16 protein-coding genes are annotated in these 22867 nt (G+C 63.6%); 8 read left to right on the top strand and 8 right to left on the bottom strand.

Features of this window, described 5'->3' with window-relative positions; all coding sequences use genetic code 11:
* Positions 1-129: 129 nt before the first annotated feature.
* The 3 genes from LDZ21_RS21240 to LDZ21_RS21235 all read right to left on the bottom strand — a co-directional run bounded on the left by LDZ21_RS21240 (position 130) and on the right by LDZ21_RS21235 (position 7703).
* Positions 130-2019 (bottom strand): peptide transporter, encoded by a 1890-nt coding sequence (locus LDZ21_RS21240; RefSeq protein WP_244796646.1) that lies wholly within the window; start codon positions 2017-2019, stop codon positions 130-132.
* A 275-nt stretch (positions 2020-2294) separates the two neighbouring features.
* On the bottom strand, positions 2295-3701 hold the full coding sequence (locus tag LDZ21_RS31330; RefSeq protein ID WP_309775021.1) for a hypothetical protein: 1407 nt from the start codon (positions 3699-3701) through the stop codon (positions 2295-2297).
* Between the two features lie 15 nt (positions 3702-3716).
* Positions 3717-7703 carry a beta strand repeat-containing protein gene (locus LDZ21_RS21235; protein ID WP_309775023.1) on the bottom strand — a complete coding sequence of 1329 codons (3987 nt, stop codon included), beginning with the start codon at positions 7701-7703 and terminating at the stop codon, positions 3717-3719.
* Positions 7704-7995: 292 nt separating this feature from the next.
* On the opposite strand from LDZ21_RS21235, the gene yghU reads away from it, so the two are divergent.
* Positions 7996-8865 (top strand): glutathione-dependent disulfide-bond oxidoreductase, encoded by an 870-nt coding sequence (gene yghU / locus LDZ21_RS21230; RefSeq protein WP_244796645.1) that lies wholly within the window; start codon positions 7996-7998, stop codon positions 8863-8865.
* Between the two features lie 184 nt (positions 8866-9049).
* Positions 9050-10630 (top strand): catalase, encoded by a 1581-nt coding sequence (locus tag LDZ21_RS21225; RefSeq protein WP_244796644.1) that lies wholly within the window; start codon positions 9050-9052, stop codon positions 10628-10630.
* Positions 10631-10670: 40 nt separating this feature from the next.
* Here LDZ21_RS21225 and LDZ21_RS21220 read toward each other — a convergent pair whose 3' ends face one another.
* A complete protein-coding gene (locus tag LDZ21_RS21220) occupies positions 10671-11480 on the bottom strand; it encodes a DeoR/GlpR family DNA-binding transcription regulator (RefSeq protein WP_244796643.1) in 810 nt (269 codons plus the stop codon).
* A gap of 289 nt (positions 11481-11769) precedes the next feature.
* Between LDZ21_RS21220 and otnK the strand changes: the two genes are divergently transcribed.
* Both otnK and otnC read left to right on the top strand, forming a co-directional pair.
* Entirely contained in the window at positions 11770-13071 is a 1302-nt protein-coding gene (otnK, locus tag LDZ21_RS21215) for a 3-oxo-tetronate kinase (RefSeq protein ID WP_244796642.1), read from the top strand.
* The gene (gene otnC / locus LDZ21_RS21210; protein ID WP_244796641.1) at positions 13068-13727 is read left to right on the top strand and encodes a 3-oxo-tetronate 4-phosphate decarboxylase; all 660 of its coding nucleotides are present in this window, start codon (positions 13068-13070) and stop codon (positions 13725-13727) included. Before otnK ends, otnC begins: the two co-directional genes overlap by 4 nt.
* A 102-nt stretch (positions 13728-13829) precedes the next feature.
* Here otnC and LDZ21_RS21205 read toward each other — a convergent pair whose 3' ends face one another.
* The 4 genes from LDZ21_RS21205 to glcC form a co-directional block, all read right to left on the bottom strand.
* Entirely contained in the window at positions 13830-14093 is a 264-nt protein-coding gene (locus tag LDZ21_RS21205) for a DUF6723 family protein (protein WP_342346301.1), read from the bottom strand.
* A 591-nt stretch (positions 14094-14684) separates the two neighbouring features.
* The gene (locus LDZ21_RS21200; protein WP_244796640.1) at positions 14685-15479 is read right to left on the bottom strand and encodes an enoyl-CoA hydratase/isomerase family protein; all 795 of its coding nucleotides are present in this window, start codon (positions 15477-15479) and stop codon (positions 14685-14687) included.
* Between the two features lie 32 nt (positions 15480-15511).
* Entirely contained in the window at positions 15512-16576 is a 1065-nt protein-coding gene (locus LDZ21_RS21195) for a tartrate dehydrogenase (RefSeq protein ID WP_244796639.1), read from the bottom strand.
* A 68-nt stretch (positions 16577-16644) separates the two neighbouring features.
* Positions 16645-17400 carry a transcriptional regulator GlcC gene (glcC, locus tag LDZ21_RS21190; protein WP_035970016.1) on the bottom strand — a complete coding sequence of 252 codons (756 nt, stop codon included), beginning with the start codon at positions 17398-17400 and terminating at the stop codon, positions 16645-16647.
* Positions 17401-17643: 243 nt separating this feature from the next.
* Between glcC and glcD the strand changes: the two genes are divergently transcribed.
* From glcD to LDZ21_RS21170, 4 genes are read left to right on the top strand one after another with little or no spacing between them, the layout of a single operon-like run.
* Entirely contained in the window at positions 17644-19143 is a 1500-nt protein-coding gene (gene glcD / locus LDZ21_RS21185) for a glycolate oxidase subunit GlcD (protein ID WP_244796638.1), read from the top strand.
* Positions 19143-20216 (top strand): glycolate oxidase subunit GlcE, encoded by a 1074-nt coding sequence (gene glcE / locus LDZ21_RS21180; RefSeq protein WP_244796637.1) that lies wholly within the window; start codon positions 19143-19145, stop codon positions 20214-20216. Before glcD ends, glcE begins: the two co-directional genes overlap by 1 nt.
* 36 nt (positions 20217-20252) lie before the next feature.
* A complete protein-coding gene (gene glcF / locus LDZ21_RS21175) occupies positions 20253-21470 on the top strand; it encodes a glycolate oxidase subunit GlcF (RefSeq protein ID WP_244796636.1) in 1218 nt (405 codons plus the stop codon).
* A gap of 35 nt (positions 21471-21505) precedes the next feature.
* Positions 21506-22834 (top strand): MFS transporter, encoded by a 1329-nt coding sequence (locus tag LDZ21_RS21170; RefSeq protein ID WP_404980712.1) that lies wholly within the window; start codon positions 21506-21508, stop codon positions 22832-22834.
* Positions 22835-22867 lie beyond the last annotated feature (33 nt).

The raw sequence follows: 22867 nt of genomic DNA, 5'->3' as shown, positions 1-22867 counted from the left end.
GGCGCGAGACAGCGGGGAAACGCAGTGTTTCGGCACGCGATGCGCGGGCAAGGCGGCCCTTGAATGACCAAAGCCCGGCACGTAGCCGGGCTTTGTTCATTCAGGAGGCAGTCGTTTCAACGAACGTGCTCATGCGGTCTCGGTGGCGCCTCGCACTTTTTTCGCTCCACGGGCGCGCGGCTTTGCACTGGGCAGTTGCTCCTTCCACAACGCTTCCATTCGCTCGCCGAGAATCTCCGGACGGCCCGCGAAGATCAGCTTTTCGATGGCTTGTGGACCTGCGAGCTTCGCCGACAGTTCGGCGCGCTCATCGGCGTTCTCGATCAGACGCAGCGCCGATGCCTTGTACTCTTCGTTCGTCTTCGCAATCATCCAATCGGGGAAGCCGAGACGACGGAACATGCCTTCGTCGATATGCTCGTGCACTTCGCGCCCGGTCTTGCACACGCCGACGAGACCCGCCCACACCGTATCGACGATGCCGTTCGTATTGCCGAACGCGAACGGATTCAGGAACAGTTCGCAGCCAGCGATCACCTTCATGTAACTGCCGTAGTTCTGATGCTTGTGCACGGTGGCCTTGTCGCCCATCAGGCGGCGCACCAGGTTGCGCACTTGCGGATAAATCAGGCCGTTAGCCTGGCCCATCAGGAAGTGGAAATGCACCGGCACCTTCGATTCCCGCGCAATCTCGGCGCACGTGTTGAGGAAGCCGGGGTTCTGCTTGATCGTCGTGCCGGCGACCGCGATCTTCACCACGCCATCCGACGGCTGCTTCTCCGGAAGCTCGAGTTCGAGCAACGCGGCCGGCGCGCGGTACGGCATGCCGTCCTTCGGCAGCTTGAGCAGCTTCTCGCTGAAGCATGCTTCGTCGCCCACGTAGTCTTCTTCGACGACGACATAGTCCATCGCATGACCGTGCGTGGTGGCAGGATGGCCGAGCGCCATCATTTGCAGCGGCGCGACCCGCAGGCAGGCCAGCACCATCGTGATCGGGAACATGCCGACGCTCGGCATGTACATCATCTGCGCGTTGAGCGCTTCGCTGGTCTGACGCACGTGCTTCGCGACTTCCCAGAGATTGCCGCCTTGCAGCGGAATGAACTCGTGGAACACGGCCTTGCCCGCATCGTCCACGCGGCCGTCATAGCCCATGCCGACGAGGTGGAACTTGTCACGCATCGCGACCATCGTCTGCGAGTGCGTGCGATAGATCGAGTGATTCTTCGAGAACCATTCGAGCACGACGAGCACGACGGGCTTCTCGCCGTTCTTCGCCGGCTGCGCCTTGCGCTCGACGTCGTGGATGTCGAGGCTCTTCAGCTTGCGGCGAATCAGCGCATTGATCGGCTTCTTGATGTCGTGCTTGCCGGAATAGTCGGCATAGCTCGAGTGCATGTACATGTCATGGAAGACGCCCATCGGCAGCACGTCGAGGCTTTCGACTTCCGCGAGCCGCTCGGGCAGCCAGCGCAGCAGCATTTCGCGCTTCGAATGCGCGGAAGGCGTGGCGAGGAAGCGGGACGACATGATGGTCGTCGCCATGCTCGCGGTCATCACCTTGTCGTGCTTCCACAGAAGATCCCAGTCGAGACGCACTTCCGACTCGGGCAGGTAGAAAAGCTGGAATTTGCGGAATTCGCTGTTCCGCAGATTGATCGAATTGCGCGATTCCTCGTCCGCACTGAACGAACGCAGGATGTGGTCGGCGTTGCGGAACGGACTGGCGGCGAACATCGCAGCGAGCCAGCGCTGGAACAGCATGAGCTGGCCGATGCCATGATTTGAAATGGTGAACTGAGGGTCGGAAGCCAGCGTGCTGATGGCCGACGTCAGGCGCGTGAGCAGGTGATCGTCCATGATGTCGAACGCTTCGGCGGACTGCGCCCACGTATCCACGTCCATGAGCACGCCGTAGTTCTGGTCGATCTTGTTGAGCAGTTCGATGAGCATCCGGCTCGCCGCTTCGTGTTCGCGGCGATAGCACAAGTGTTCGAACTTTGCGATGCTGAATTTCATGTTGGGTTCCTGAGTGGATTGATCTGGCGCGACGAATTTCGCGATCTGGCTGGTGCCGCATGCGACCGGCTCGTTTGCTTCGATATCGCTCTGGCGCCCTCGGAAACAAGATTAAGGTTTCCCCCGGTCGCATCGAATAGAAGAAGTTCTAATTTGGGAGGACGCATGCGCGCCGGACTGTGCACAAAAATGAAAAAGCCCGGCGCTGTGGCCGGGCCAGGTAATGCCTGATGCTCAGAAAGGCGGCGTTGCACCGCCTTTCTCTTGCCTGAGGCTTACTGCACTACGGCGTTCGCCGTTGCCTGGGCATGCACCGGGTAGAGCGCGCCGGGCTTCAGCCAGCCGTGCGACTTGACGACGTACTCCTTGCCGTCCTTGACGCCGCTTTCCGTATAGAAGTACTCACGCGTCTGCATGTTCACCGCCAGATCGGCCTTCGTATTCGACGACTCGTCTTCGTACGAGTAGTGCTTCACGCCGTCAGCGCCGTCACGGTAAGCCATGTGACGCGACAGATCTCCGGAGCGGGTCACGATGTTCACATCGGCGGTCTCGGTTTGCAGATCGACCCAGACTTCGTCGATGCTTGCATCGGCCCAGAACGCTGCGTCGCCCAGTTCCATCGTCAGCGGCTGCACTTCGTCCAGATACATGTGCATCTCGCTTGCGTAGATCAGGTACGACATGCCGCCTGCCAGACCGATACCGCCCACCACCGCTGCCGCCGTACTCGCGTCCGAGTTGCGGTGCGAACCGCTGCTTTGGGTGTCGGCGCCCGTGCTGGTGCCCGTGTCCGTGCCCGTCCCGGTGCCGGCGCCAGTTCCGCCGCCGTTATTGGCCGAGCCGTTGCCGGGGGTATCCGTGCCATTGCCGCCGTTCACCGCCGGGTTGCCACCCGTCGTGTGGATGATGACGCCGTTGTCGATCACGTTCAACGTGCCATTGCCGTCGCCGTTTTGCGTGAGGGTGTTGTAGTAAAGCGTCGTTGGTGTGCCGTTCAGGTTCACCACGAGCACGCGGTCCGCCGCATTGCTGCCGCTCGTCGTCGAGATGACATCGGCGTCGCTGAAGGTGGCGTCCTGCGGATGCATGTAGGGTCCGTACTCGATCGCATCGGTACAGCCCGCATTCTTGTCGCCGCCCGTCGTGGTGCAGGCGATGTACTTCGACCGCTTGGTCTGGTGGAGCGTTTCGACATCCGTCGTCACCGTCTCGACCGTCGGCGCGGGCCGCGTGTTGTTCAGCGTGTCCGTCGCGACTTCGATATTGCCTTGCGCTTCAATCGTCGATTGATCGTTGGTGACCGTGTTCGCACGATTGGCAAGCAGGCCATTGGCGTCGCGCGTGCCATCGCCCGCGATGTTGATGTCGCCGAGGCTGAAGATATTCGCGCCGTTGGTGTTGCTGATATCGCCGCGGGAGTACAGATTCAGCTCCGATGCTGCGGCCATCACCGCCGCCGCGCCATCATTGACGATCGACTGCGTGCCAGTGAGCGTTACCTGATTGCCGATGATCGTCGCCGTATTGACGAGCGTGGCGCTGGTGGTTGCGACCGTATCGCCTTCGATGCGTCCTTCGTTCGTGATGGCGTTGGCCGCGTTCACCGACGTCGCCGCGGAGTTCAGGTCCGCGCCCGCCTGATTGTCAACGTTCTGCGCGTTCACCGTCAGCGCGTTCACTGCCGCGAGCGTGCCTTAATTCGTGAAGCTGCCCGCCGTGGTGAAAGTGAGATCGTGATTGGCCTGGATCACGTTCGCGCCGTCCAGCGTGTAGTCGCCGTTGATCGTCACCGCGCCGTCGTTGCCCGCGATGATGCGGCCATCGCCATTCAGCGTATTGGTCGAGAGCACCAGGTTCTGGTCGCTGCCGATCGCACCGTTCTGGTTCGCCAAGGCACCGGTCGCGATCGCGACACTCCCACCGCTGCCCTGATCGTTGCCGATGCGCCCGTTCGTGTTGTCGATCGACGCCGTGTTCAGCACGATTGCGCCGTTACCGTGGACCGAACCGTTCGTATTCGCGAGCGTGGCGTTCGGTCCGTTGAGCGTGAGGTTGTTCGCGCCCGACAGCGTCGCGTTCGTGTTGTCGGCCGACTGCGCTACGTTCAGCGCCAGGTCGTGCCCGGCGAGCACTTGGGCGCCGTTCGTGTTCGAGAGCGTTTGCGTCGTCAGCGCGACATCGCCATTGCCGCCGATCATGCCGGCGCCCGCCACGCCGCCCGCATTGCTGTTGACGATCGTCCCGGCGTTGATGCCCATCGCGCCGCTTCCGCTGTTCGCGATCCGTCCACCCGTGTTGTCCAGCGATGCGCCCGACATCGACAACGCCGAATCTGAGCCGTCCGCTTCGATCTGGCCGCCGGTATTGTCGATCGCGCCGGCCGCAGCCACGGAAACGTCTGCGCCTGCCTGAATCAGCCCCGCGCGGTTGATAAACGTGCTGTTCGATTGCGTATTGATCGATCCGGCAGCGACCAACGTGCCACCGGAATTGTCGACGCTTGCGCCCGCGACCGACACATCGCCATTGCCGCCGATCACGCCATTGTTCGTGTTGGTCAGCGCCCCGCGCGCCGCGACCGTCGTCGCACCCATGCCGCCGTTTGCAATCGTGCCGCTGTCGTTGGCGATGTCCTGGGCCGCCACGGCTAGCACGCCGTTGGCCTGCACCGTGCCGCCGGTGTTGTTCAACGAGCCGGCATCGTCGATGGAGACGTCCTTTGCGCCGACATAGCCGCCCGCGCTGTTATCGAGCGATGCAACCGCCAGCCCCGCCGACGTCTGCGCCGCGAGCGTGCCGCCGCGATTCGACACCGCGCCGCTCTGCACATCCAGCGCGCCGTTCGTCGCAATCGTGCCGCCGTTGTTCGACACGCTGCTGCTGTTGATAGCGAGCGTGCCGTTGCCGGAACTCGTGATGGTGCCGTTGTCGTTCAGAAGCGCGGCGGGCGCAAGCGTCAGATTCGCCGCGTTGGTCTGAATCGTGCCCGACGTATTATCGAGCGTGCCAGTGACGGTGAACGTCGTCGGCGCCGTGCCGGCCTGCGCGATCGTGCCGCTACGGTTCACGAGGTCATAAGCCGAGAGCATGAGCTGAGTGCCGGCGATCGTGCCCGCGTTCGTGAGCGTGGTGCCTGCCGTCACCTGCGTGGTCCCGTTCGCTGCGAGCGTTCCGCTATTGAACAAGGTCTGCACCGCACGCGCGATCAAGCCTTGCATCGCGGTGATGGAACCCGCGTTGGCCAGTTGAGCGGCCTGCAGCGTGACGACGCCGTTGCCCGCGATCTGTCCGTTCGAGCCGTTATTGAGTAGCCCCGTCGTGCTGATTGCAAGCCCGTTCGCACCCAGCGACGTGATGCGCCCATTGGTATTGTCGAGGCTCGCCGCTTGCGCGTTCAACGCACCGCCGGCCTGCAGCGTGCCGCCCTGATTGGACAGCGCGCGATTGACCGTGGCGTTCAGCGCCCCGTTGGTCGCGATGGTGCCGCCGTTGTTCGACACGCTGCCGCTGTTGATCGACAGCGTGCCCGCGCCCGAACTCGTGATCTTGCCGTTGTCGTTGAGCAGTGCGGCGGGTGTCAGCGACAGATCCGCCGCGTTCGTTTGAATCGATCCGCTGGCGTTGTCGAGCGTCCCGGTGACCGCGAGCAGCGTCGCGCCGGCGCCCGTTTGCGTCGCACTGCCGTTGTGATTGACGAAATTGCCCGCCGTCAGCGCGAGTTGCCCGCCGGTGATGGTTCCACTGCTGTTATCGAGCGTCGCGGCCTTGACATTCACGAGCTTGCCGGCAGAGATGGCGCCGCCTGCATCAGTGAGCGTTGTGCCTGCCGTGACGGTCGCGTTGCCGTTTGCGGCGAGCGAGCCGGAGTTCGCGAGCGATTGCGTGGCCGTCGCGCTCAGGTCTTGCACGGCCGTGATCGCGCCCGCGTTGACGAGTTGGCCCGCCTGCACGACGACGTTTCCGTTGCCGCCGATCGTGCCGCCCTGCGCGTTGTTCACGAGGCCCGAGGCGGTGACGTTCAGGCCGTCCGCGTTAAGCGATGCGATATGACCCGCGCTGTTGTCGACGCTCGCGGCACTTGCGGCGAGCGCCCCTGCCGCCTGCATGGTGCCGCCCTGGTTCTGCAAGGCCGAGGCGACGGTGGCCATCAGCGTGCCGCCTGACACGAGTTGCCCGTTGCGGTTCGACAGCGCACCGGCGGTGATGGTCTGCGCGGCGCCTGACTTCATCGCGCCGCTATCGATGACAAGGGTGCCGGTGGCGGTCGCGTCGATGCGGCCACCCGCCGTCGCCGTCGCGGACGACAGATTGATGTCGCCCGAAGACGCGACGAGCGCGAGATTGCCGTTGGCCGTGGTGGAACTGCCGGCAAGGTTCACCGAAGATCCTTGCACGACTGCGTTGGCACCTGCTGCATTGCGACCGGTCGCCGATACTGCGCCGTTTGCGAGCACGGTTAGATCGCCTTGCGTGGCGATCGTGCCATCGCTATTGACGCCTGCGCCGAGCGTGCCCGACGAGGCGACACTGCCTGCGTTGACCGTCGTATTGTTTTGCGCGGCCAGCACGCCCGTGTTCGACAAGGTGCCGCCCGTTGCGACGCTCACGTTGCCTTGCGCGTAGGTCGTGCCGCTATTGTCGATGCCGTCGCGCGCGTTCGCGTTGATCGTGCCGCTTGCGTTGGTCTGCCCGGCGAGCACGAGTCGTCCGCTCGATTGCAGCGTCAAGTCGCCTGCCTGCGCGGCCAGGACTCCGCGTGTGCTCACACCGACGCCGAATTCGTTCGACGCCAGAAAGATGCGATTCGAGTACATCCCGCCCAGCGCGCCGACATCGATCGCCATCGCTGGCGCAGCGCCATTACCGGCGATTGCCGTCGCCGACAGCGTGTTGTGGTCGATTTGATTCGCGCCAGCGATAACGTTCAGGTTGTTCGCGTAGATCGCGGCATTGACCTGAATTGCGCGGGCGAGCAAATCGACCTGATCGACGTTCTTCGTATTCAGCCCCGCGCCTTGAACCGTGATGTTGCCGCCCGTCACGGTGAAGCCTGACAGACTGCCGTTTGCGCCAAAGTTCGGCGTGCCAGTCGTCAGGATGGCGCGCGACGTGTTGATGAAGCCGCCACCGTCGACCACGATCCCGTTCGGGTTGGCAACGATGACCTCGGCTCTCTGCCCCACGACCTCGAGATACCCTCGCAGTTGCGAAGGCGAGTTGCTCATCACCTGGTTGACGATGATCCCCGCCGACTGCCCCGGCCCGAAATTGGGATTGCCATTGATGTAGCCCGCTTGTTGCGATTGGACAATGGTCGGCGAGTTGTTCAGGATCGCGCCTTTGCCCGGCACATCGAACTGTGAAAATGTGTTCAATGACACGCCGGCCGCACTCGGACGGGCGACGTTCACTTGATCCAGCCCATTCTGTGTCTGAATGACCTGTGCGCCCGATCCCGGTGCGGCGACGATCTGCGCATCGGCCATCGTCGAGACGGTGCCAAGCAGCAGCATCGCGGCGAACGCCGTTGTGCGCAGCACCGGCACAGCGCCCGAATGACTGCCGACCGCGTGACGCACGCCACTGCGCGGAGCGCTCCCATGCGATGTGGCGAAGTCAGCGACGGCAATCATCATGCGCCGCACGCGACAGAAGATTGCCTTGTACAAACCTTTGTTCATTTTTCTTGTGCAGCGGCGAAACCAGTCGAACCTTCAATTGTCGTTGTCCTAATGGTCTTTCACAGTCAGCCAACTCTGAATTCGCTCTTGAACGCTTACCGCACTAGTCGGGAAATCGGGAGCATTGAGCAAGACGCTCCGTTGCCTGACTCGCCAACGTCGCCGCACACCGCAGCACGCACTTTGCTGAAGCGCTGCGGGCGACCCAACTCCGCAGCCCGCAAAAAGCACGATCACCCCGGACCTGCTAACCTCAACCGACCCCACCCCCATCCGCGAAGGAGCCTGAAGCATGAGCGACCCGTCCGACTACGTACCACCGGCCGTATGGACCTGGAACAAGGAGAGCGGCGGGCGTTTCGCCAACATCAATCGCCCGGTTTCCGGTCCCACGCATGACAAGCCATTGCCGGTCGGACGTCATCCGTTGCAGCTTTATTCGCTCGCGACGCCCAACGGCGTCAAAGTGACGGTGATGCTCGAAGAGTTGCTCGCGCTCGGACACGAAGGCGCGCAATACGATGCATGGCTCATCCGCATCGGCGAGGGCGAGCAGTTCGGCAGCGGCTTCATCGACGTGAATCCGAACTCGAAGATTCCCGCCCTGCTCGACCGCAGCCACACCAAGCCCGTACGCGTATTCGAATCCGGCGCGATCCTGCTGTATCTCGCGGAAAAGTTCGGCGCGTTCCTGCCGACCGATCCCGGCCAGCGCGCCGAATGCCTCTCGTGGCTGTTCTGGCAAATGGGCAGCGCCCCGTATCTCGGCGGCGGCTTTGGCCACTTCTACGCCTACGCGCCGGCGAAAATGGAATACCCCATCGACCGTTTCGCGATGGAAGTCAAGCGCCAGCTCGATGTCCTCGACAAGCGGCTGGCGGACAGCGCCTTTATCGCAGGGGACGCGTACACCATCGCGGATATCGCCATCTGGCCGTGGTATGGCGGCCTCGTCAACGGCTGGCTCTACGATGCAGCCGAGTTCCTCTCCGTACACGAATACACGCACGTGCGCCGCTGGGCCGACATCATCGGCGCGCGTCCCGCCGTGCAGCGCGGCCGCATGGTGAACCGCACCTTCGGCGAGCCGTCTAGCCAGCTGCACGAGCGTCACGATGCATCCGACTTCGAGACGCGCACGCAGGACAAGCTCGCCGGGTGATGCGCGCATCACGAGACACGTGGATGAAACGTGGACGCATTACCGTGCAGGGTTGCGTCCACGACGTTGCGGGCATCGGTATGGTGTTTGCTTCCCCGGACAACGGGCCGGCGCATGACTGTGCGCGCCGGAGCAAACGGTCAACTATGAGGCTGCCAGTCCAGCCACGAGCAAGGAGCGAGATATGAGCGACGAGAAAGTCCTGACGACGCGACAGGGACATCCTGTGCAGGACAATCAGAGCATGCGAACCGTCGGCGAACGAGGTCCGGCGACGCTGGAGAATTATCCGTTCATCGAAAAGATCACGCACTTCGATCGTGAACGCATTCCGGAGCGCGTGGTGCACGCGCGCGGCACGGCGGCGCTCGGTTACTTCGAGGCCTACGGCAAGGTCGGCAACGAACCGGCCGAAAAGTACACGCGCGCCAAGGTGCTGACCAAAGCCGGCGTCAAAACGCCCGTGTTTCTGCGCTTTTCCACCGTGATCGGAGCAAAGGAATCTCCGGAGACGGCACGCGATCCGCGTGGCTTCGCCATCAAGTTCTATACCGAGGATGGCAACTGGGACCTCGTCGGCAACAACCTGAAGATCTTCTTCATTCGCGATGCGATCAAGTTCCCCGACATGATCCACGCGTTCAAGCCCGACCCGCTGTCCAACCGTCAGGAGCCGTGGCGCTTCTTCGACTTCGTCGCGCATCATCCGGAGTCGCTGCACATGGTCACGTGGGTAAAGAGTCCGTGGGGCATTCCGGCGGACTATCGTCACATGCAGGGGTCGAGCGTCAACACGTACAAGCTCGTCAACGACCAGGGCGAAGCGGTGCTCGTTAAGTTCTCGTTCGAGCCGAAGCAGGGTGTGAAGAATCTGACGTCCGCGCAGGCTGCGGAAATTCAGGGGCGCGATGTCGGGCACGCGACGCGCGATCTCTACGATGCCATCGAACGCGGCGATCATCCTGAATGGGAAATGTGCGTGCAGATCATGTCCGACGACGATCATCCCGAACTGGACTTCGATCCGCTCGACGATACCAAGCGCTGGCCCGAGGACAAGTTCCCGCTGCTGCCGGTCGGCCGGCTCGTGCTGAATCAGAATCCGAAGAACGTGTTCGCCGAAACGGAGCAATCCGCGTTTGGTACCGGCGTGCTGGTGGACGGCATCGACTTCTCCGACGACAAGATGCTGCAAGGCCGCACGCTCTCTTATTCGGATACGCAGCGGTATCGCGTGGGGCCGAACTATCTGCAATTGCCGGTCAACGCGCCGAAGAACGGTGCGCAGACCAATCAGCGCGACGGGGAGATGGCCTATTACGTCGATAACGCAGGAGAGAATCCGCACGTGAACTACGAGCCGAGCATGATGGGCGGCCTGAAAGAAGCGCCGAAGAAGCAGCATGACTATCACCCGTGGGTCGAAGGCCATCTCGGGCGCTATCAGGCATCGCGCACGCAGGACGACTACAAGCAGGCCGGCGAGCGTTATCGCAGCTTCGAAGACTGGGAGCGCGACGACCTGATCGCCAACCTCGTCGCCGACATGAAGGCGTGCCCGAAGCCCATCGCGCTGCGCATGGTGTGGCACTTCTGGCATTGCGATCCGGACTACGGCACGCGTGTCGCCGAAGGCGCAGGCATCGATCTGGAAGAGGCAAAGAAGCTGCCGCCGCTCGAAGGAAAACCCGCACCGGGCGAGCGCCGCGAAGCGCAGCTTTATACGAGCAATGAGCCGGAAGAAGCAACGCCTGCGATGAAGTAAGCCAGCAGTCCTTCCAGCGCGTCGCTGGTCTGGCCGAAGCCTAGCGAGCTTCGGCCAGCACCAGATCGATGCCCTGTTGCCGGATGCCGTTCGCCGCTGCAGGCGCGAGCGCATCGTCAGTGATGACCTGATCGAAGCGTTCCAGACTCGCCACCTTGTACAGGCCGACAGTCCCGTACTTCGAACTCGCGACGGTCAGCATGGTGCGCGATGCCGCGTCCATCGCCGCGAGCTTCACCTCCACTTTCGGCGGGGAAGGCGTGGTCACACCGCGCCGCAAATCCCACGAACTCGCCGATATGAACGCCACGTCCAGCACGAGCTGACGCAGCGTCGCCGCCGCGAGCGAACCGACGCTCGACAGGTTCGCGTGATCCAGTTGCCCGCCGATATGGATGACATTGACGTGCGTCGCGCTCGCGAATTCGCGCACGATCTCGAAGTCGTTCGTCACGACCGTCATGTTCGATAGCTCGACGATATGCGGCACGAACGAGAGCATCGTCGTGCCCGCATCGAGATAGATGGACATGCCCGGGCGCAGCGTTTCTGCCGCCCGCCGCGCGATGGCCTGCTTCTGCGGCAGTTCGACGACCGCCTTCAACTGATGACTCGGCTCCGCGTTCACATGATTCGCGATACGCACGCCGCCCGGCACGGTATAGACGAGCCCCGCTTCTTCGAGCGCGGCGATATCGCGCCGCACCGTCATATGCGAACAGTTGAACGATTCCATCAACTGGTGCACCGACAGCACCTTGTCCCGCCGCAATTGCCGCAGCATGGCTTCGCGCCGCTGATCGGGAATCAGCGGCACATCGGCGGCATCGGGTTTGGCTTGACTCGACATGGAAAGACCTTCGATGCGGGCATGAGCGCCATGACGGCAGCCCGCGAAATCAACGCGTATCTTAGCCGATGCACAGGTACGCCAGTTCGTAGCTCAACTTGGCATACGCGCGAGAAAACCATTGCCGGCAACGCGTTCGCCGGCTAACGATGAGCGTGGGCGCGGGCAAACTCCGGCTGCTCATCGCGATCACAGACATTAACTTTTATTATCGCCGTCGTCAATCGGCGTAACATGGATTAACATCGACATAGCAAACGCCCGTACAGTCGACACATGGAGACCCGACATGCAGACATCTAACCGGCGTCCCGTTCTGGGATGCATCGCCGACGATTTCACCGGCGCCACCGACCTCGCGAGCATGCTCGTGCGCGGCGGCATGCGTACGATTCAGACCATCGGCGTGCCGGGGTCGGCGGAGCCGATCGACGCAGACGCGCTCGTGGTCGCGCTTAAGTCGCGCACCATCGATCCCGCCGACGCGGTCGCCCAGTCGCTCGCCGCGCTCGACTGGCTGCGCGCGCAGGGCTGCCGCCAGTTCTTCTTCAAGTATTGCTCCACGTTCGATTCGACCGATGCGGGCAACATCGGCCCGGTCGCCGAAGCATTGCTCGATGCGCTCGCCAAATTCGGGGGCGACGACTTCGCGATCGCCTGCCCCGCGTTCCCCGAGAACAAGCGCACGGTGTATCGCGGACATCTGTTCGTCGGCGATGCGCTGCTCAATGAATCGGGCATGGAGAATCATCCGCTCACGCCGATGCGCGACCCCAACCTCGTGCGCGTGTTGCAGCGCCAGTCGAAGTCGAAAGTCGGCCTGATTGCCAGCGAAACCGTCGCAGCGGGTGAAGCGGCCGTTCGCGATGCGATCGCGCGGCTGCGTGCGGACGGCGTGCGCCTCGCCATCGCCGACGCGCTCACCGACGCCGACTTGGGCACCCTCGGCGCGGCATGCGCGGACCTTCCGCTGATAACGGGCGGTTCGGGCGTCGCCATCGGCTTGCCGGAAAACTTCCGGCGCGCGGGACTCATCGAGTCGAACGACAAGGCCGCTGAATTGCCCGCTGTCGACGGAGCGGCGCTCGTGCTGGCAGGCAGCGCGTCGAAGGCGACGAACGCGCAAGTGGCCGAATGGGTCGCATCGCGGCCCGCGTTTCGCATCGATCCGCGCGCGCTATCGCGAGGCGAACCGGTCGTCGACGCGGCGCTCGCTTTCATCGATGAAAACGCGCCTCAGCCGGTCCTCATCTATGCGACGGCCACGCCCGACGAAGTGAAGGCAGTGCAGCAGGAAATCGGCGTGGCCGCCGCGGGCAAGCTGGTCGAAGATGCGCTCGCCGCGATCGCCCGCGAGGCGAAGGCGCGCGGCGTGCGGCGCTTCGTGGTGGCGGGCGGCGAAACGTCGGGCGCGGTGGTGCAGGCGCTCGGCGTCGACATGTTGCAGATCGGGCCGCCGATCGATCCGGGCGTGCCGGTCACGGTGACGGTCGGTGAAACGCCGCTTGCGCTCGCGCTCAAGTCGGGCAACTTCGGCGCGGGCGATTTCTTCGCGAAGGCGCTGCGCTTCACCGAAGGGGAACGCGCATGAGCGGCAATCTCATCGGCGCGAACAGCGATGCGAAGCTGCGCGAGGAAATCTGCACGGTCGGCGCAAGTCTCTATGCCCGTGGTTATACGGTCGGCACGGCGGGCAACATCAGCGCACGATGCGACGACGGCTGGCTCATCACGCCCACGGATGCGTGTCTTGGCCGGCTCGATCCCGCCGACATCGCGAAGGTGGACGAAAGCGGCCAGCATCTGTCGGGCGGGCGGCCATCGAAGACGCTGGAGCTGCATCGCCGGATCTACGACGCCAACGCGGAAACGCGCGGCGTCGTGCATACACATTCGACGTCGCTCGTCGCATTGACGCTCGCCGGTGTATGGCGCGACGACGACGTGCTGCCGCCGATCACGCCGTACTACGTGATGAAGGTCGGCCATGTCCCGCTCGTGCGCTATCGCCGCCCGGGCGATCCACAGGTCGCCGCTGAAATCGCGCAGCTTGCGGGGGACGTGCGTGCGGTGCTGCTCGAACGGCTCGGGCCGGTGGTGTGGGAGCGCAGCGTATCGCATGCGTCGTATGCGCTCGAAGAACTGGAGGAGACCGCGCGCCTTTGGCTCATGTCGACGCCGCGCCCCGCTCCGCTCGACGAAGCCGCGATCGATGAACTGCGGCGAACCTTCAGCGCGCGTTGGTGACGCCGTGTCTAGACGAGTCGGGTATCGCGCAGACGCATGATGGTCTGACGCGATGTATCGAACGAACGCGCCCATTTCCTCGGCAAGGAACCACAACTGCAGTCAAAGCTCGGGGCGCGCGAGGTCGGCGCGGACGACTTCATCGCCACGCCGTTGCGCCGCTTCGATCGCCTCCCCTTTCGCCGGATAGGGACCGATTGTATCGGCGCCATCGAACGGAAAAAGAAGCCGGCCGTCCGTTTTACGAACGACTTTCAGTGTGCCGTAGTAACCGCTCGCACTCGTCCCGCGATAAGAAGCGTAGACATGGAAATCGTCCTCGCTCGCTCCGGGGGCAGGCAAGACTCTTCGCGTCGGGAACAACACGAGCTTCGGGCGCCTTCCAGTGATATGCGTCATGCACAACTCCCAATCCATCGAAACGTTACCTAACCAATGCTCGTTTTCCCGCTTCAGACGACGTGCCGGCCGTGTAGGGCGCGCGGGTCTCTTTGAACAATTGGGCAATGCATCGTGACGCGGCCGGTCCTCGTTCGCCACTGACTGAGCGATCCATACGCCGGGCCACTGCCGCGCTTCGCCCCCATTGAACCGCGACACGTGGATGAAAGCTCGTTGCGCACCGGAACTTCGCAGGCGGTAAAAGCAGTACTGCATCGAGATGGCAACTCTCTGTGCTCTTCCAGGCGCGCGTCTACATCGCGATAGGTGCGCATTCCCTGTGCCCATGCGCGTCCTCGCGCGGACCACATGGCGCATGCGGTTCGTTAGGCATCCGACTTTGCTTTGTGTAATCGCCCGGGCGTGCGTCCGAAATCCTTGCATTACGTACGCATTCTTACCGGTGCAAGGTACGGCGCAGAGCAAGCCATCTCGACGGGCGATAAACACGCACGTACAACGGCAACGCGGCTCTTGCTGAGCGCTTTGACACGAAATCGACACGCTTCCTGCGCGTCAAACACCCTTCCACGCCGGCGGGCGCTTTTCGGTGAACGCTGCGACGCCTTCGTGAAAATCCTGGCTGCCGTAGCAATCGCGGACCAGATCATCGCCTTCGAGCGGCAGTGCCGCCAGCATGCGCGACATCGACTGCTTGCTCACGCGCATCGTGATCGGCGCATTGCGCGAAAGACGATCGACGAGCGCCGCCGCGCGCGCATCTAGTTGATCCGGCTCGACGCTTTCGATCACGAAGCCCGCCGCGATGGCGTCCTCTACGTCGAGCATGTCGCCCAGCACGAGCATGCGCTTTGCGCGTCCGATGCCGAACTCCGCAACGAGCCGCGCCGTATTACTGATCGCAAGGCAGTTGCCGAGCGTGCGTGCAATCGGCACGCCGAACTGTGCACGCGGCGTCGCGATGCGCAGATCGCAGCATGCCGCAATCGCGAGGCCGCCGCCGACACACCAACCATCGACGATGGCGAGCGTGGGCATCGGCAACGCATCGACCTTCTTCAGCACGCGCTCGATGCGGCGCTCGTAATTCACACCATCTTCGGCGGTCTTGAACGCGCGGAATTGCTGAATGTCCGTGCCCGCCACGAAGGCTTTGCCGCCCGCGCCGCGAAACGTGACGACGCGCACATCGTGCTCGTTCGCAAGACGTTCGCAGATTGCTTCGAGCTGCTCGTACATGTGCCACGTCATGGCGTTGTGAGCGTCGGTGCGATCGAAGACGACATGCGCCGCCGCACCATCGATGGTCAATCGGACTTCGCCTTGCGTGCTCTTGTCGTTGTCGTTCATCCGCTGCGTCTCCTTGTCTTGTGATCGAACGTTCAGCCGATGCGCGCCGCCACCGCTTCGCCCACTTCGGCCGTGCTTGCCTTGCCGCCGAGATCGCCCGTATGCGGACCTTCCTTCAGCACAGCGGTGATCGCATCGAGCATCGCGTCGTGTGCCTCGCGTTCGCCGAGGAAGTCGAGCATCATTGCGGCGGACCAGATCATCGCGATCGGGTTGGCGATGCCTTTGCCCGCGATGTCGGGCGCGGACCCATGCACCGGCTCGAACAACGAAGGGAACGTGCGCTCCGGATTCATGTTGGCCGATGGCGCGATGCCGATTGTGCCGGTGCATGCGGGCCCGAGATCGGAAAGAATATCGCCGAACAGGTTCGTCGCGACGACTACATCGAACCGGTCGGGACTCAGCACGAAGCGCGCGCTGAGTATGTCGATGTGCTGCTTGTCCCACTCGATGTCAGGATACTGCTGCGCCATTTCAGCGGCACGCGCGTCCCACCACGGCATGCTGATCGAGATGCCGTTGCTTTTCGTCGCGACCGTGAGCTTCTTCTTGCGCTGCTGCGCGAGATCGAACGCGAACTTCAGCACGCGCTCCGCACCCTTGCGCGTGAAAATGGATGTCTGCGATACGAACTCGCGCTCCGTGCCTTCGAACGACACGCCGCCGACCGACGAATATTCGCCTTCGGTGTTCTCACGCACGATCATGAAGTCGATATCGCCCGCCTTGCGATTCGCGAGCGGCGAAGGCACGCCCTCGAAAAGACGCGCGGGACGCAGGTTGATGTACTGATCGAATTCGCGCCGGAACTTGAGCAGCGAGCCCCACAGCGAGATGTGATCGGGCACCTTGTCGGGCCAGCCGACCGCGCCGAAGAGAATCGCGTCGCATGATTCGAGCCGGCCCTTCCAGTCGTCCGGCATCATCTGGCCGTGCGCGAGGTAGTAGTCGCAACTCGCCCAGTCGATACGGTCGTAGTCGAGCGCAAGGTCGAAGCGTCTTGCGACGGCATCCAGCGCGCGCAGGCCCTCGGGCATCACTTCCACACCGATGCCGTCACCGGGAATCACGGCGATGCGATAACGTTTGGTCATTGCTGGCTGTCTCCTCGTTAATGGATACGCGTTCGACGCGAGTCATTCTATATGGCTTGCCGGCTGGCTCACGCCCAGCCTTCGAGCCGCAAGGTCGATCGCACGAGCCGCTGCTCTTCCTGTTCGATCTCGGCGAAACGCTCGCGCACGCTGCGAATATGCTGGCTCGCGGCGCGGCGCGCCTGTTCGGGCAACTGCCCCGTCACCGCGTTATAGAGCCGCGCATGCTGGCGGTCGATCACGCGCTTGTGCTGCTCGCGGTGATAAAGATTGTTCACGGACGCAAACACGGAACTTAGCATCAGGTCGTTGAGGATGCCGAGCGTATGCACGAGCACCGGGTTATGCGACGCCTCGCAGATCGCGAGATGGAACGCGTGATCGAGCCGCGCATGCGTGGTCGCGTCCGTTTCCTTCGATTGCGCGGCCATCATCTCTTCATAGCGCCGCTTGATGAGGATATGGTCGGCCGGCGTGCCGCGCATCGCGGCGAGGCGGGCCGATTCCGCTTCGATCATCTCCCGCACTTCGAGCAGGTCGTAGAGCGTGCGCGGTTGCGAGCCGAGCAGATGCATCATCGGCGTTTGCGCGGGCTCGACGGTCAGCTTCGCGACGAACGAGCCTTTTCCATGCGATGTCTCGATCAGTCCGCGCGCACGCAAAATCCTCAATCCTTCGCGCAGCGCCGTGCGCGACACGCCGAGCTTTTCGGTCAGACGTCGTTCCGAGGGCAACGGCTCGCCCTCTTTCAACACGCCATCGACGATAAGACGCTCCACACGCTCGACGACCACATCCGCGAGTTTGCGCTTGTCCGCTTCCATGCCGCCACCTCCGGTTTCCGCACTGGTATGACCAGCTTCAATGGTAGCACCATCCACTAACCCAAACGCCACCGAGATGGCCGTTTTCAGGGCATCGGCCGTCAGAAGCCCGAGTTGCACGCGAAAGAAACTGGTCATACCAGCACGAAAATCATCGACATGCACACATGCGAGCCGCAAAAATGCGCAAACCATGCAATCGGACAGGCGACGAAATGAACGCCGTCCGCACGGAGACACCGCATGACCTACGCCTACGACGAAAGAATCGACGGCCCGCTGCGCGATCAAGACAAGTCCGCCATCGTCCGCGATCTTCGGGCGCTTCTGCCCGATCTTCAACTCCTGCACGATCAGGAAGACCTGCGCCCGTTCGAATGCGACGGCCTTTCCGCGTATCGCATCACGCCGATGCTCGTCGCGTTGCCCGGCAACGTCGATGAAGTCCAGGCGCTGCTCAAGTACGCGTCGGCGCATCACATTCCGGTGGTTGCGCGCGGCGCGGGCACCGGGCTTTCCGGCGGCGCATTGCCGCTAGAGAAAGGCATCCTGCTCGTGATGGCGCGCTTCAACCGTATCCTCGAAATCGACGCCGAAGCGGGCATGGCGCGCGTGCAGCCCGGCGTCCGCAACCTTGCGATTTCGCAAGCTGCCGCGCCGCATGGCCTCTATTACGCGCCCGACCCGTCGTCGCAGATTGCGTGTTCCATCGGCGGCAACGTCGCGGAGAACGCGGGCGGCGTGCATTGCCTCAAGTACGGCCTCACGGTTCATAACATCCTGAAAGTCGATATCGTGACCATCGACGGCGAGCGCGTGACGCTCGGCTCCGAGGCGCTCGATTCACCCGGCTTCGATCTGCTTGCGCTGATCACCGGTTCGGAAGGCATGCTCGGCGTGGTCGTCGAAGTCACCGTCAAGCTGCTGACCAAGCCGCAAAGCGCGAAAGTGCTGCTCGCAAGCTTCGACGATGTGGAACGCGCCGGCGACGCCGTCGCGCAGATCATCGCGGCGGGCGTCATTCCCGGCGGCCTCGAAATGATGGACAACCTCGCGATCCGCGCCGCCGAGGACTTCATTCACGCGGGCTATCCCGTCGATGCCGAAGCGCTGCTGCTCTGCGAAGTGGATGGCGTCGAATCCGACGTGCAGGAAGATTGCGAGCGCGTCGAAGCGCTGCTGCGCGCGGCGGGCGCGACCGATATCCGGCTCGCCGCGAACGAAGCGGAGCGCCAGCGCTTCTGGGCGGGCCGCAAGAACGCGTTCCCGGCGGTGGGCCGCATCTCGCCTGATTACTACTGCATGGACGGCACCATTCCGCGCCGGGAGCTGTCGCGCGTGCTGCGAGGCATCGCGGCGTTATCGCAGGAGTACGGGCTGCAAGTGGCCAACGTCTTTCATGCGGGCGACGGCAACATGCATCCGCTGATTCTCTTCGATGCCAACGCGCCCGGCGAAACGGAACGCGCCGAGACGATTGGCGCGCGCATCCTCGAACTGTGCGTCGAAGTGGGCGGCAGCATCACCGGCGAACATGGCGTGGGCCGCGAGAAGATCAATCAGATGTGCGCGCAGTTCAACGCGGACGAACTCACTTTCTTCCATGCGGTCAAGGCGGCATTCGACGCCAACGGCCTGCTCAATCCCGGCAAGAACGTGCCGACGCTGCACCGCTGCGCCGAATTCGGCGCGATGCACGTGCATCACGGCGCACTGCCCTTCCCTGAACTGGAGCGGTTCTGATGCGGCGCGATTCCTTATCCTTCGATGACAGCGCGCGCCTCGTCGACGAGGTTCAACATGCGATTGCGCGCCACGAGCCGCTTTCGATTCGCGGCGCGGCGACCAAGGCGTTCCTCGGCCGTCCGGCGACGACGCCCACGCGCGAGATCGACACGCGCACGCATCGCGGCATCGTCGGTTACGACCCGAGCGAGCTGGTGATCACCGCGCGCGCCGGCACGCCGCTCGCCGAAATCAACGCGGCGCTCGACGAAGCGAACCAGATGCTGCCGTGCGAGCCGCCGACCTATGACGGGATGGCGACCCTGGGCGGCGTCGTGGCGAGCGGGCTCGCCGGCCCGCGCCGGCCGTGGGCAGGCTCCGTGCGTGACTTCGTGCTCGGCTGCCGCGTCATCACCGGTGAAGGCAAGCATCTGCGCTTCGGCGGCCAGGTGATGAAGAACGTCGCCGGTTTCGATGTATCGCGTTTGATGAGCGGCAGCTTCGGCTGCCTCGGCCTCATCACTGAAGTATCGCTGAAAGTGCTGCCGAAGCCGCGTGCCGGCGCGAGTCTCGTCAGCGCGATGGACGCCAGCGAGGCGATGCGCGAGTTGTCGGCATGGCGGCGCGCGGCGCTGCCCGTCAGCGGCGCGTGCTTCATCGACGGCGCGTTGCACGTGCGGCTCGAAGGCGGCACGGGATCGGTGCGGGCGGCGGTGGATCGCATCGGCGGCAGCGCGCTCGATCAGCGCTTCTGGGAAGACCTGTGCGAGCAACGTCTCGCCTTCTTCGACGATCCGCGCCCGCTCTGGCGCTTGTCGCTTCCCAATGCGACGCCGCTCATGGAACTGCCCGGCGCGGCGCTGCTCGACTGGGCCGGCGCGCAACGCTGGCTCAAGAGCGATGCGCGCGCCACCGATATTCGCGCGATCGCGAGCGCGGCGGGCGGTCATGCGACGTGCTTCGCCGCGCATCGCGATGCAGAGCCGTTTCATCCGCTGCCCGCGCCGCTCATGCGCCTGCACGAGCAACTGAAAGCGCGCCTCGATCCGCACCGCATCTTCAATCCGGGGCGCATGTACGCCGAGTATTGAGCACGAAGCCCCACGCGATCTCATCGACTAATCGACATGCAAACGAATCTCAGCGACCAGGCTCTCACGCTGCCGCGCGCGAAGGAAGCGGAGGACATTCTCCGGTCGTGCGTGCATTGCGGCTTTTGCAACGCGACGTGCCCGACGTATCAATTGCTCGGCAATGAACTCGATGGCCCGCGCGGGCGCATCTACCTCATCAAGCAGATGCTCGAAGGCCAGCCGGCGAGCGACAAGACGCAATTGCATCTGGACCGCTGTCTCACGTGCCGCAATTGCGAAACGACGTGTCCATCGGGCGTGAAGTATCACGCGCTGCTCGATATCGGCCGCGACATGCTGGAAGCGCGCGTCGAGCGTCCCATCAGCGAGCGCGTGATGCGCGCGGGACTGCGAAAGGCGATTCCGAGCCCGCGCACGTTTGGCGCCCTGCTGAAGGCAGGCCAGTTGATGCGCGGCGCGCTGCCCGCGAAGATCGGCGACAAGATTCCGCGCGAGATCGCGAACGCCGCGCCCCGCCCGCCGATCCGTCACGCCCGGCGGATGCTGATGCTCGAAGGCTGCGCGCAACGCTCGCTGTCGCCGAACACGAACGCGGCGACCGCGCGTGTGCTGGATCGGCTGGGCGTCAGCATCGAGGCCGCGCACGAGGCCGGCTGCTGCGGCGCGGTCGACTATCACCTCAACGCGCAGGACGCCGGGCTCGATCGCGCACGGCGCAACATCGACGCGTGGTGGCCGAAGATCGAAGCCGGCGCGGAAGCGATCATTCAGACCGCGAGCGGCTGCGGCGCGTTCATCAAGGAATACGGTCATCTGCTGCGCAACGATCCCGCCTATGCCGCCAAGGCGGCTCGCGTGAGCGAACTGGCGCGCGACATCGGCGAAGTGCTTGCTGCATTGCCGGTCGAACATCTGCGTGTAGAGGCCGACCAGCGCGTGGCCTTCCATTGCCCCTGCACGCTTCAGCATGCGCAGAAGCTCGGCGGATCGGTGGAAGCGATATTGAGCCGCCTCGGTTTCTCGCTGACGTCCGTGCCCGACGCGCACTTGTGCTGCGGATCGGCGGGAACGTATGCATTCACGCAGCCCGAGCTTTCACGCCAGCTGCGCGACAACAAGCTCGACGCCCTGGAAAGCGGGCAACCCGATATCATCGCGACCGCGAACATCGGCTGTCAGACGCATCTCGGCGGCGCAGGACGCACGGCGGTGCGCCACTGGATCGAGATCGTCGACGAGGCCATCGCGTAAGCACACATCATTCATAAAGAGACTGGAGACACACTGTGGCAAGCAACAAGTATCCCGACAGCGAGGCGCGCGGCTCCTCCGCGATCGAAGCGCGCGCCTATTCGAAAGCCGCATGGCGGCTCCTGCCCTTCCTCTTCCTCTGTTACGTCGCCGCATATCTGGACCGCGTGAACGTCGGCTTCGCCAAGCTGCAGATGCTCAACGACCTCGCCTTCAGCGAGACGGTGTATGGCCTCGGCGCGGGCATCTTTTTCATTGGCTATTTTTTGTTCGAAGTGCCAAGCAATATCATCATGCACCGCGTCGGCGCGCGGGTATGGATCGCGCGGATCATGATTACGTGGGCCGTCATTTCCGCCGCGTCGCTCTTCGTCAAGACGCCGACGATGTTCTACGTCATGCGCTTTCTGCTCGGCGTGGCCGAAGCGGGCTTCTTCCCGGGCATCGTGCTGTACCTGACTTACTGGTTCCCCGCCGTGCGCCGCTCGCGCATGAACGCGCTCTTCATGATGGGCATTCCGGTGGCGGGCGTCGTCGGCGGGCCGTTGTCCGGATGGATCATGGCGGCATTCCAGGGCGTGGGCGGCTGGTCGAACTGGCAATGGCTCTTTCTGCTCGAAGCCATTCCGTCGGCGGTGCTCGGCGTGGTCACGCTGTTCTGCCTCCCGAACAATATTCGGGCGGCGAACTGGCTGAGCGAAGAAGAGAAGCGCGTGCTCGAAGCGAACATCCAGCGCGACGACGCCGGCAAGACGCATGGCTCGCTCGGCAAGGTGTTCACGGATCTGCGCATCTGGAAGATGGCCGTCATCTACTTCTGCTGCATGATGGGCCTCTATGGCATCAGCTTCTATCTGCCGACGCTCGTGAAGGCAAGCGGCGTGCAAGGCGCATTGCAAGTCGGCTTGCTGACCGCCATTCCGTACGCGGTCGCCGTGGCGAGCATGTTCTTCGTTGCACGCAGTTCGGACCGCACGGGCGAACGCCGCTGGCACTTCGCCATTCCCGCTGCGCTCGCGGGCGTCGGGCTCTATGCCAGCACGCAACTCACCGGCAACATTCCGCTTGCGATGCTCGCGCTCACTGTCGGCACCGCCGGCATGCTCGCGACGATGCCCGTCTTCTGGACCTATCCCAGCGCGATTCTCGCGGGCGGTTCCGCAGCAGCGGCCATCGGCATGATCAACTCGGTCGGCAATCTCGCGGGCTTCGTCAGCGCGTCGATCATCGGCTGGCTGAAGGACGTCACGCATAGCACGAACGCGGGCATCTATTGCGTGTCGGGCGCGCTCGTCTTCGGCGCGGTGCTCGCGCTGCTGCAAACGCGGCAGGCGGCTCGCGGCTCGGAGCGCCTCGCGGGATAAGCCCAGAAGGTCCATACTTACCGCGCCGCCTTC

This window comes from Caballeronia grimmiae (genome assembly GCF_022879615.1).
GTDB classification, from domain to species: Bacteria; Pseudomonadota; Gammaproteobacteria; order Burkholderiales; family Burkholderiaceae; genus Caballeronia; species Caballeronia grimmiae.
Note: the sequence above shows the minus strand (reverse complement) of the source record. Positions and strands in the feature narration are given on the sequence as shown.

Excerpts from the sequence above, each read along its gene's own strand:
- otnK (WP_244796642.1), top strand. The coding sequence starts at position 11,770 with ATGCAGACATCTAACCGGCGTCCCGTTCTGGGATGCATCGCCGACGAT.
- glcE (WP_244796637.1), top strand. The coding sequence starts at position 19,143 with ATGCGGCGCGATTCCTTATCCTTCGATGACAGCGCGCGCCTCGTCGAC.
- glcC (WP_035970016.1), bottom strand. The coding sequence starts at position 17,400 with ATGGAAGCGGACAAGCGCAAACTCGCGGATGTGGTCGTCGAGCGTGTG.
- glcD (WP_244796638.1), top strand. The coding sequence starts at position 17,644 with ATGACCTACGCCTACGACGAAAGAATCGACGGCCCGCTGCGCGATCAA.
- yghU (WP_244796645.1), top strand. The coding sequence starts at position 7,996 with ATGAGCGACCCGTCCGACTACGTACCACCGGCCGTATGGACCTGGAAC.
- LDZ21_RS21235 (WP_309775023.1), bottom strand. The coding sequence starts at position 7,703 with ATGAACAAAGGTTTGTACAAGGCAATCTTCTGTCGCGTGCGGCGCATG.
- LDZ21_RS21220 (WP_244796643.1), bottom strand. The coding sequence starts at position 11,480 with ATGTCGAGTCAAGCCAAACCCGATGCCGCCGATGTGCCGCTGATTCCC.
- LDZ21_RS21200 (WP_244796640.1), bottom strand. The coding sequence starts at position 15,479 with ATGAACGACAACGACAAGAGCACGCAAGGCGAAGTCCGATTGACCATC.
- LDZ21_RS21195 (WP_244796639.1), bottom strand. The coding sequence starts at position 16,576 with ATGACCAAACGTTATCGCATCGCCGTGATTCCCGGTGACGGCATCGGT.
- LDZ21_RS21225 (WP_244796644.1), top strand. The coding sequence starts at position 9,050 with ATGAGCGACGAGAAAGTCCTGACGACGCGACAGGGACATCCTGTGCAG.
- otnC (WP_244796641.1), top strand. The coding sequence starts at position 13,068 with ATGAGCGGCAATCTCATCGGCGCGAACAGCGATGCGAAGCTGCGCGAG.
- glcF (WP_244796636.1), top strand. The coding sequence starts at position 20,253 with ATGCAAACGAATCTCAGCGACCAGGCTCTCACGCTGCCGCGCGCGAAG.
- LDZ21_RS21240 (WP_244796646.1), bottom strand. The coding sequence starts at position 2,019 with ATGAAATTCAGCATCGCAAAGTTCGAACACTTGTGCTATCGCCGCGAA.